Source organism: Butyrivibrio sp. INlla14, assembly GCF_900102515.1.
GTDB lineage: Bacteria > Bacillota > Clostridia > Lachnospirales > Lachnospiraceae > Butyrivibrio.
The window spans coordinates 1-8,431 of record NZ_FMVS01000053.1 but is presented as its reverse complement, the minus strand read 5'-3'; the positions used below and the strand labels follow the sequence as shown (position 1 = coordinate 8,431).

General features: G+C 40.8%; 9 protein-coding genes and 2 pseudogenes. 4 read left to right on the top strand and 7 right to left on the bottom strand.

Features of this window, described 5'->3' with window-relative positions:
* Window positions 1–185, bottom strand: a pseudogene (locus BLO53_RS18425) (IS1634 family transposase); the annotation flags it as partial.
* Between the two features lie 213 nt (window positions 186–398).
* Between BLO53_RS18425 and BLO53_RS18420 the strand changes: the two are divergent.
* The 3 genes from BLO53_RS18420 (at window position 399) to BLO53_RS18410 (ending at window position 2,422) form a co-directional block, all read left to right on the top strand.
* Window positions 399–638, top strand: a complete 240-nt coding sequence (locus tag BLO53_RS18420) for a hypothetical protein (RefSeq protein ID WP_092065073.1) — start codon at window positions 399–401, stop codon at window positions 636–638.
* An 87-nt stretch (window positions 639–725) separates the two neighbouring features.
* Window positions 726–2,078, top strand: a complete 1,353-nt coding sequence (locus BLO53_RS18415; RefSeq protein ID WP_092065070.1) for an ISL3 family transposase — start codon at window positions 726–728, stop codon at window positions 2,076–2,078.
* Window positions 2,075–2,422 (top strand): hypothetical protein, encoded by a 348-nt coding sequence (locus tag BLO53_RS18410; RefSeq protein ID WP_092065066.1) that lies wholly within the window; start codon window positions 2,075–2,077, stop codon window positions 2,420–2,422. Before BLO53_RS18415 ends, BLO53_RS18410 begins: the two co-directional genes overlap by 4 nt.
* Window positions 2,423–2,794: 372 nt before the next feature.
* Here BLO53_RS18410 and BLO53_RS18405 read toward each other — a convergent pair whose 3' ends face one another.
* From BLO53_RS18405 to BLO53_RS18390, 4 genes are all read right to left on the bottom strand, one after another.
* Complete coding sequence (locus tag BLO53_RS18405; RefSeq protein ID WP_092065063.1) at window positions 2,795–3,010, bottom strand: transposase domain-containing protein; 216 nt, start codon at window positions 3,008–3,010, stop codon at window positions 2,795–2,797.
* 166 nt (window positions 3,011–3,176) lie between these two features.
* Window positions 3,177–4,583, bottom strand: a complete 1,407-nt coding sequence (locus tag BLO53_RS18400; protein ID WP_092065060.1) for a tyrosine-type recombinase/integrase — start codon at window positions 4,581–4,583, stop codon at window positions 3,177–3,179.
* Complete coding sequence (locus tag BLO53_RS20035; protein ID WP_143003287.1) at window positions 4,570–4,935, bottom strand: tyrosine-type recombinase/integrase; 366 nt, start codon at window positions 4,933–4,935, stop codon at window positions 4,570–4,572. Before BLO53_RS20035 ends, BLO53_RS18400 begins: the two co-directional genes overlap by 14 nt.
* Window positions 4,880–6,550, bottom strand: coding sequence for a tyrosine-type recombinase/integrase (locus BLO53_RS18390; RefSeq protein WP_092065054.1), 1,671 nt, complete (start codon window positions 6,548–6,550; stop codon window positions 4,880–4,882). Before BLO53_RS18390 ends, BLO53_RS20035 begins: the two co-directional genes overlap by 56 nt.
* Before the next feature lie 173 nt (window positions 6,551–6,723).
* On the opposite strand from BLO53_RS18390, the pseudogene BLO53_RS18385 reads away from it, so the two are divergent.
* A pseudogene (locus BLO53_RS18385) lies at window positions 6,724–6,984 on the top strand (transposase domain-containing protein); the annotation flags it as partial.
* Between the two features lie 123 nt (window positions 6,985–7,107).
* On the opposite strand, the gene BLO53_RS18380 reads toward BLO53_RS18385, so the two are convergent.
* Entirely contained in the window at window positions 7,108–7,740 is a 633-nt protein-coding gene (locus BLO53_RS18380) for a hypothetical protein (RefSeq protein WP_092065051.1), read from the bottom strand.
* 394 nt (window positions 7,741–8,134) lie between these two features.
* On the bottom strand, window positions 8,135–8,431 hold a 297-nt coding region (locus BLO53_RS18375; protein ID WP_143003286.1), incomplete at its 5' end, for an integrase core domain-containing protein.

Here is an 8,431-nt window from a genome sequence, read left to right as displayed (position 1 = left end):
GGTCTCGTTGGAACTGGATCTTTTTCCCCTTTTGGGATTTTGGCTATCAGCTTGCTGCTTAGTACTTTGTTGTATTTTTTGTCGGGATCATAGATGGTCTGCCTCTCCAGAATGTAGATATCACCGTTCTTCTGAGGCTGACGTACTATTTTTGTTTTGATCTCTCCTGATGGTTTTGCTGGCATAAGGCACTCTCCTTATTTGAGTATATATTTATTATAATATATACTCAAATAAAAATCAATACAAAAAGTCCTCAAATGTCAGTATTCTCAAGGATTTGCGCCATATGGCCAAGCAATAAAAATGAGTAAATAATCGTTTTGAGTATCTAATTTACGACTTTAGGGTTATTAGATGATTGGATATGTGATGGAGAGAACTGTTTTGGGTTGGCCATGGCATATCTTTTCGACTCGATTGCTTTAAGTAGTGGGAAAGGCAGATGGGATTACCCTTTTATTGATATTTTCAAAGGCAACAGCATTGTCGGTGTAAGGAATGCATATTCTGAAGATAATCTAAAAACGCATAAGGATTGGCTCGAAAACAAAACTCCGATAGTGCTTGAGAAATGTAAAATAGAGCCTAAAAACGAGGCTTCTGGCATGATGGTGGGTACTATGCCAGTCCTCTGATGTATATTTGCAATTGAAAAACCATCTGTGTTTCTGTAATGTATTAGCGTCCAAACTATACTACAGAGATACCAGAGGTACCCACAGATGGTTTCTGCTAATACATTATGTAAAAAATTGCTCAATGTCAATCATGCTGTCGTAGAAGATGCAAACTTCTATCTTGATCGGGATGGTGTTACCCACCTCAGAATCCATGCGCGGACGGATAAATGGCATCAGGATGATTGTCCGTTCTGCCACAGACGCTGTCCTCGTTACGACCAGAGGATAGATCAGCCGCGCACTTGGAGAAGCCTTGACTTTGGTGCAACACTCGTAGAGGTTGAGGGGTGGACACATCGTATAGAGTGTCCTGAGCATGGTGTTGTGACAGCCTATGTTCCTTGGGCATATCCAGGAAGCGGATTCACCCGGGACTTTGATCTGACAGTCGGATGGCTTGCAGTTTATCTTCCTCGCAGTGTTGTATCAGAGTATATGCGCATCGACTGGGAAACAGTTGGGCGTTGTGTAAACAGAACTCTGAATGACATTGAACCTGAGCGCTCCAGAAGACTTGATAACCTTATAAACATTGGCATTGATGAGACCAGCTATAAGAAAGGTCACAAGTACATTACGGTTATCGTTAACCACGATACAAATACCGTTGTCTGGGCAGCACAGGGGCATGGTAAAGGTGTGCTGACGCAGTTCTACAAACAGCTTACTCCAGAACAGCTTTCATCCATCAAGGTTGTTACCGGAGATGGAGCAAAGTGGATCACGGAATGCGTTAACGAGTTCACTCCGGATTGTGAGCGCTGCGTTGATCCGTTTCATGTAGTCCAGTGGGCTATGGAAGCCCTCGACGAGGTTCGTCGTGAAGTATGGCGTGAAGCCTACGCTGAGTTCACACGCTTATCCAAAGAACATCCTCGTAAGAAAGGACGTCCCAAGGCAGATGATCCGGAAGCCGCTATATTGAATGCAGCCAAGGCTAAAGCAGATGAAATCAAAAACTCAGCTTATGCACTCGGCAAGGCTCCCGAAAATCTGACAGAGAACCAACAGAACCGGGTTGCCATGATTGCTGAGAATAACAGTCGTCTGTATCGAGCTTACCGAATGAAGGAAACGCTCCGTCTCATCTTAAAAATCAAAGATACTGACGAAGCAGAAGCCGCTCTTAAGCGGTGGCTCTGGTGGGCAAGTCACAGCAGGATTGATGCTTTCAAGGAGCTATACCTCAAGATCAAACGTCACAGGGATCACATACTCAATGCAATACGGCTGGGTATGAGCAATGCACGAATTGAGGCTACTAATAACAAAATCAAACTGATCGTCCGCAAGGCATATGGTTTTCGCAATATCCAAAACATGCTCGATATGGTCTACTTAGTATGCTCGGATTTGAGGATTCCACTTCCTAACAGAAAACCTCGAGGCGCATGATCAGCATAAATGCTGGGGATGATGGCATTTTTCACCCACCATTACCCCTGAAGAGCCCTAAAAACAAGAAAATAAAAATAAGTGATGATCATGGTAAGGATGTATTATACGAGTTTTCAAGAAACTTATGTAATTGTGATTATGTAATTGAGGTTGTTGGTTCCCGTCCTTATGCTCCCCGAGAACATTCATTTATCAAAAATGTTTACCCAGATGGAACAATAGATATTGTTTTGGCGTGGACTGATAAAGGGCTGGGTATCATTGTTAAAACTACGGGAAGAACCATGAGAGAAACTAGCGCTATAGCTGAAATACTAAAGGATAAGTATTGTAAACTCTAACGTGTTGTAGGTATATCATATAGACGATGTTGGCCATTTTAATCACGCTTAGTCATGTTGTAGTTTTATAATTAACAATACCAAGGAATTGCACAACGTGGATAAGAATATAACAATCCCTTTCAACGTAATTCTCCTTCCCCAAACCACTGATTAATCATTTCTTGCCCAGTACTATTCATTGGCTGATACATTTGTAATCTGTTCCAGACGGGAGAATTTCCCTACAACTTGCATTTAAGCCCAGTGTTGTGGAACTCCAATGGTGGGATTTGATGCAGGTGGGACGTAAGCCCTCATCCATGAGTACTGGATATCAAAAATCCCCGCATTTCTGCAGGGATCTGATATAAATATATGCACTTTGAAAATTTAAGATTTTTTAAATCTGCTAGGACATTTTTCCTGGACGTTTTTAGACCAGGGAAGAAGATCATCCAGGAATCTAAGATCATGGTCATTCATGTGCTTAGGAATCTCTGATAACAGCAGTTCAAAATACTCATAAGTATTAACACTGTTTGCTTTAGCGGTTTCAGCAAGACTGAAGATCATAGCACTTGCCTTGGCTCCGTTATCGGATTCCATAAGTACAAAGTTCTTTCGGGCTATTGTAAATGGTCTTATGGCCTGCTCGGCATATTATGCGAATATTCGCATAATATGCCTTATCCGAAGAAATTACTTATCCGCACCTTTTTCTTGAAAGCCAGACCAATAGCATACCTTCTCAAAAAAGGTGCGCATAATGCTCCTATCTGATACCACACAATCGTGCCAGTTCTTCGTCGTTTTTCCACAGTTGTTTTTCTTCGGGGACTATCATCTCGCCATTATCACCCACATCCATCTGTTTCCTTAGCATTTCAACAGAAGGCTTTGCATATGACTTTCGAGTCGTTTTTGTATCTGAATGCCCCAGTATAACGGCTATTGTTTCAATAGGTACTCCATCCCTGTACCATCCACTCGCGCGAGTTCTCCTTAATAAATGCGGGTAGATTCTATCTGGAAGATCAGGAACATCTTTTCTGATGATATCAGCATATTTTTTGACAATACGCTCCACATTTCTCTCTGACATTCTACCTGTCACGCCTTTTATCGTTGTGTATATAAAAGGTTCAGAGCGTTTCCTCATGTCGCGATGAAACACAGAACTATACTGCTTCACTAATGGTATCACTTCTTCTGACAATGCTACAACACGTTCTTTATCTCCTTTACCGCGAATGCGAAGATACGGGCTTTCCGCATCAATGTTTACATCTGACAAGTCAAGCCCTATTAATTCATCTGCTCTTATTGCGGTGTCATACAGGAGCACAAGTATTATCTGGTCACGTATCCCTTTGTCAGACATTCGGTCTACAACAAAACCATGTCTCAATGAGTGAGGTGTAGGGCGCTTATCACAATGTTTTGATGCTTCAGTTTTATTCCAAAAATCACGAAAAATTCTGTCAATGGATGTTTTAAGGACGTGTTCCTTCAGAAATCTTCCTGGGAAAAGCCACTCTGATTTTACTCCTAAATCTTTTTCAAGATACCTGCGGTATTTTCTGATCAGGGTCAGCAGATCCTCTGGCAGATAAACCAGCCTGTCACGATGTTTTTTGCCATCATAAATCGTAACAATACCATTCTCAAGATCAATATCAGTTTTCCTGAGTTCACAAACCTCATTATTCCTCATTCCGCAGCAGTAGAACAGGCGAAATATAATCGGATATTCATTTGCCATCCGCAGGTCGCAAGGTTTATGCGTCTTAGGCTGGTATGAATCTACAGCAGAAAAGAATTCCGCCAATTCGGTCTTGTCCATCACATGGATCTGCTTCTGATCTTTGCCGACGTAAAGTGTTGGAACATAGCATTTAATACCATGCGTGTTAAGATATCTTGCAATACCGCGTGCTGCTCCAATACGGCTGTTTTGACTGCTTTTGCTTTCTCCCGGCAAAGAACACATCCAGGCGTCAAGTCTTTCAGGAGTAAAAGCAGCATCTTTGTACCCGTTATCATTCCAATACTGGTCAAGACGAAAGAGCTGGTAGCCTTTTACGTTATATATGTATCCTAAAGCACGCTTTTCAGCAACGTAATCCTGAATAAACGGTGCAAGAACACTTGAATAGGGATAATCTCTATACTCTGTCATAACGGCCTCCTTTCATCAGGAGCCCTGAGTCCGACAAAGATACAGGACACATCCGCATCCGTTCCTCATCAAGATTAAGATAATGCTTTATTGACGTTGTGTCTCTATGACCCAGAAGATCTGCCAAGCCCTGCTTACCGGTACCTTTTCTAAGCTGGTCTGTAGCGTATGTCCTGCGAGTTACATGAAAGCCAGAACCGGGTGTACTTCTACCTGGAAGCATCCTTTTTAACGCTTGTCTGCATACGCTTCTCTTCAGAGCATCGTAAGGAACCCTGTTTTTAATGAAGAGATATCTAGAGGATGTTTTTTTTATTTGCTCGTCCGTTTGATATATACAGATAAATGGCATTGCCCACCTCTGTTGGCATAGGCAGCATAATCTCGTGACTTGTCTTCTTTTGATATATACGTATGCACTGGTTTTTCCAATCAAGATCATCCAGCTTCAGATTGACTATGTCAATGGATCTTATGCCCATTTTTAGGCCAAGGAGCATCATTGCATTATCCCTTAGTTCAATCGATGCGGTACTGGCATCCTGTTTCTCCTTGATGCTCTGTTTTTCGTCATCAGTCAGAGTTATGACAATTCTTTCCCTGTTTTCCGATGTACAGAGCAGGGCTTCATTGAGCCCGTATGGGATTATATTCTTCCGCTCCAGATGTTTTAAAAACTTGCGTATCCTAACGTTATAGGCGTTTTTTCCTTCAGGAGTATCATGATAGTCACAGAGATTGAATCCCTTAATAACTGATGCGTCTATCTCATCAAAGCCTTTTAGACCACTATCTGCCAAATATTCACAAAAACGCGTGACAGATGATCTTATCATATCTATAGTAGATGCAGCCCAGTCTTCCTTGTTCTTAACTTCCAGATATTCGTCCAGTTCAGCTAAACACCAGTCAGGGAGGGCTTCACATCTGAGGGCCCTCGTTATGTTCAGGGACTGCGGCATTATGCATCCTTCCCTGGTATAGATATCAAACAGATACAGCGTTCTTGAAGCCTGGAACCATCCTCTTTTCTCATGATATGTTTTTTCGCGTTCAAGCCACACAGCTGCAATCTCCTTATGGTACCCCAAACTGTTCATTTCCAAAAACAGCAGAAGATTGTGCAGAGTATACGCGGCCATTTTGCAGGGCGATTCACTGTACCCAAGTTTATTAAAATCAATCAGGAAGCTTTCAACAGCCACAGCGTACTCTTCAGAAGGAAAATCAAGACTATCATCTCTATAGTGCTTGATTACTGCTATCTGTTCATCTGTGAAGTCCTTGATGTCAAATATCCTGTTATGCATCCTGAAATACGGGTACCATCCAAGTCCATGTGAACACAGCCCCCTGTTTGCCATATACAGGAGAATATCTCCAATAGAGTATGTGTATATGGCATCCATTTCCTTTGATTTATGCACGTCGGTCATGCAATACTGTTCAATAAGCTCGAAAGTTATTTCAGAAGGGCTTGATACTCCCTGCAGCTGTATGGCATAAAAGAATCTTGCGATGCGGTTCCTTATATCTGACATATAAGGCTCCATAAAGTCCAGCGTGTTCAGATAGCCCTGAAGAAGTTCATTCCACGGTTCATGCAGAAGATTCGAATACGGAACAGCAACAGGAAAAACGTTGACAGGCTGTACCTCTCCGTGTTCGTAAATATCAGAAAGTCGGGAAAGTGTTATCTTGAAGCCTTTGGGATAAAACTTCGTGTTATCCAGCCATCGGATTGATTCCGTATACGAGTAGCATAGGTCACTATCCAGAAGATAATTTCTAAGTCTCTGAAGGCACTGTATTGTTGAGTAGTACGCTGTCTGCCCAGCACCTTGTTGCTCCATGTATCCAACCAGCCGCCTGCAGTTCTCGTGGTAACTGATTAACCACTTTTGAGATTTGGGAATCTCATCTGGTAGTGGAATCTCATAAAAACGCGTGTCTCTTGGTCTTGCCATAGCAACGTCACCTCCTTTACAAACAAGTCTTTTGGTGACGTCATTATAATCTGAAGAGGAGCATTATGCGCATCTTTTTATCGCAAATGCAGTAATTTCGAACCTTTCAAGCGTTAAATGCGGATAAGTAATTCCTTCGGATAATGCATATTATGCGAATATTCGCATAATATGCCGAGCGTGCAATCAGAGGCTTCTGCATAGGCAAGAAGAACTGGGAAGTAATAGACACCATTAATGGGGCTAAAACCTCAGCCATGATTTACAGTATTGCTGAAACTGCCAAGGCTAACAATTTAAAGCCTTATGAGTATTTCAAATATCTTTTAGAAGTTATCCCTGAGCATCTGGATGATACCAACAGAGACTTCTTAAAAGATCTGTTACCTTGGTCAACTAACTTACCTGAATATATCAAAAAGCCACAAAAATAACTTATGTTAGCACAGTGGCTTTAATATGTGAAGGTACTCACAATGGAGCATTTACCTTCATTCAGGTAGCAAAAAGGAGCTATCCGTTTCGTCGGCGGATAGCTCCTTAATTTTCGTCTAATTTTACTGGGCAAGAAATCTGGTGATTGTATCACGTAAGTCATTGCTAAATTTAAGGCTTTGGGTTTCTTGTACGGCAATCATATACAATGTAGAAATGCACGGCAGCAATTCATAGTGACTATCTTTGGTGGTAATCGTAAATGGCTCGGACTTATTTCCTTCTGGATGTATGGCAATAACAAAATACACTGGTTCTGTAGCAAGTTCCTGTACGGGAATAATTTCTATTTTTCCTAGGCTTTCGACATATGAAGAAAGCTGGTATAGCAGATTTTGTCTATATCTATCCATAAAGGACTGTTCTTTTTGCCAGTGTATCTGCCCTTCTCTTGTCATTTTTAGAAGCTTATCGATCAATGAAACTAAAGAGTTATAGTCTGCATCGTTGAAGCGAAGGTCTGTTTTAATCAAAGTATCCAATGGAACTTTGAAATAATCGGATAACCATAAAAGTATGTCAATTGATGGTAACTTGCCATCACTATCCTGTGCTGGGCGAAGTCTTGAAAAATACCCGATTTTTGAAGCTTTGCAGTAGTCACTTAGAGCCTTTTCTAGATTGGATATACGGATTTCCTTGGCAGATAGGAGATAGTCGAAATTATTATAAAAGATCGTACATGGATTTTGCATTGTTTTTATCCTCCAGAATAAATAATAACATTGCATGTAAGAATTTACAAATACAAAATGTGATTGACAATTATATCATGCTGACTATTATATATATTGACGGAAGTCCGTCAATACTAACTAAAGCATTTTAAGGGGACTTATTTGATGAATATATATGATTTTGCAAAGAGGGTTGAGTCATTATATGAAAAGGCAGAGTCAGTGTCGGACTATGAATTCGAAAATCCTAATAACGGAAACGTTTTTAGATCGTATTTATCTGTAATGGAGACATTACATGAATTCGTTCAGGATAGAACCAATCTTGAGATCCTGGAAAAGCATTTTCAAAAATATGATATTGTCAATATTACTTTACACTTATTACTCGTACATCCAGTTACCTGTTTTATTATGCAGCCATTGCCAATGAATCATAGTATCTCTTTCTCTTAACCATAGGAGGAAGACCATTATTGGAGGTACATATCCTCCTGTTATTCCAATAGCTGATAAAGTATCTCCAGATTATTACCTTAAGTTCTTCAACAGTAAACTGAGTAGACTTAAGATTTCTGGAGTAGAATAGTTCATCTTTCATTCTTGCCCACATGCTTTCACACCTGGCATTATCATGACATCTGCCACCTGCACTGTTCATGCTCTGGGTAATGCCATATTTGTTGATAGCTTTACGATATAGATCACT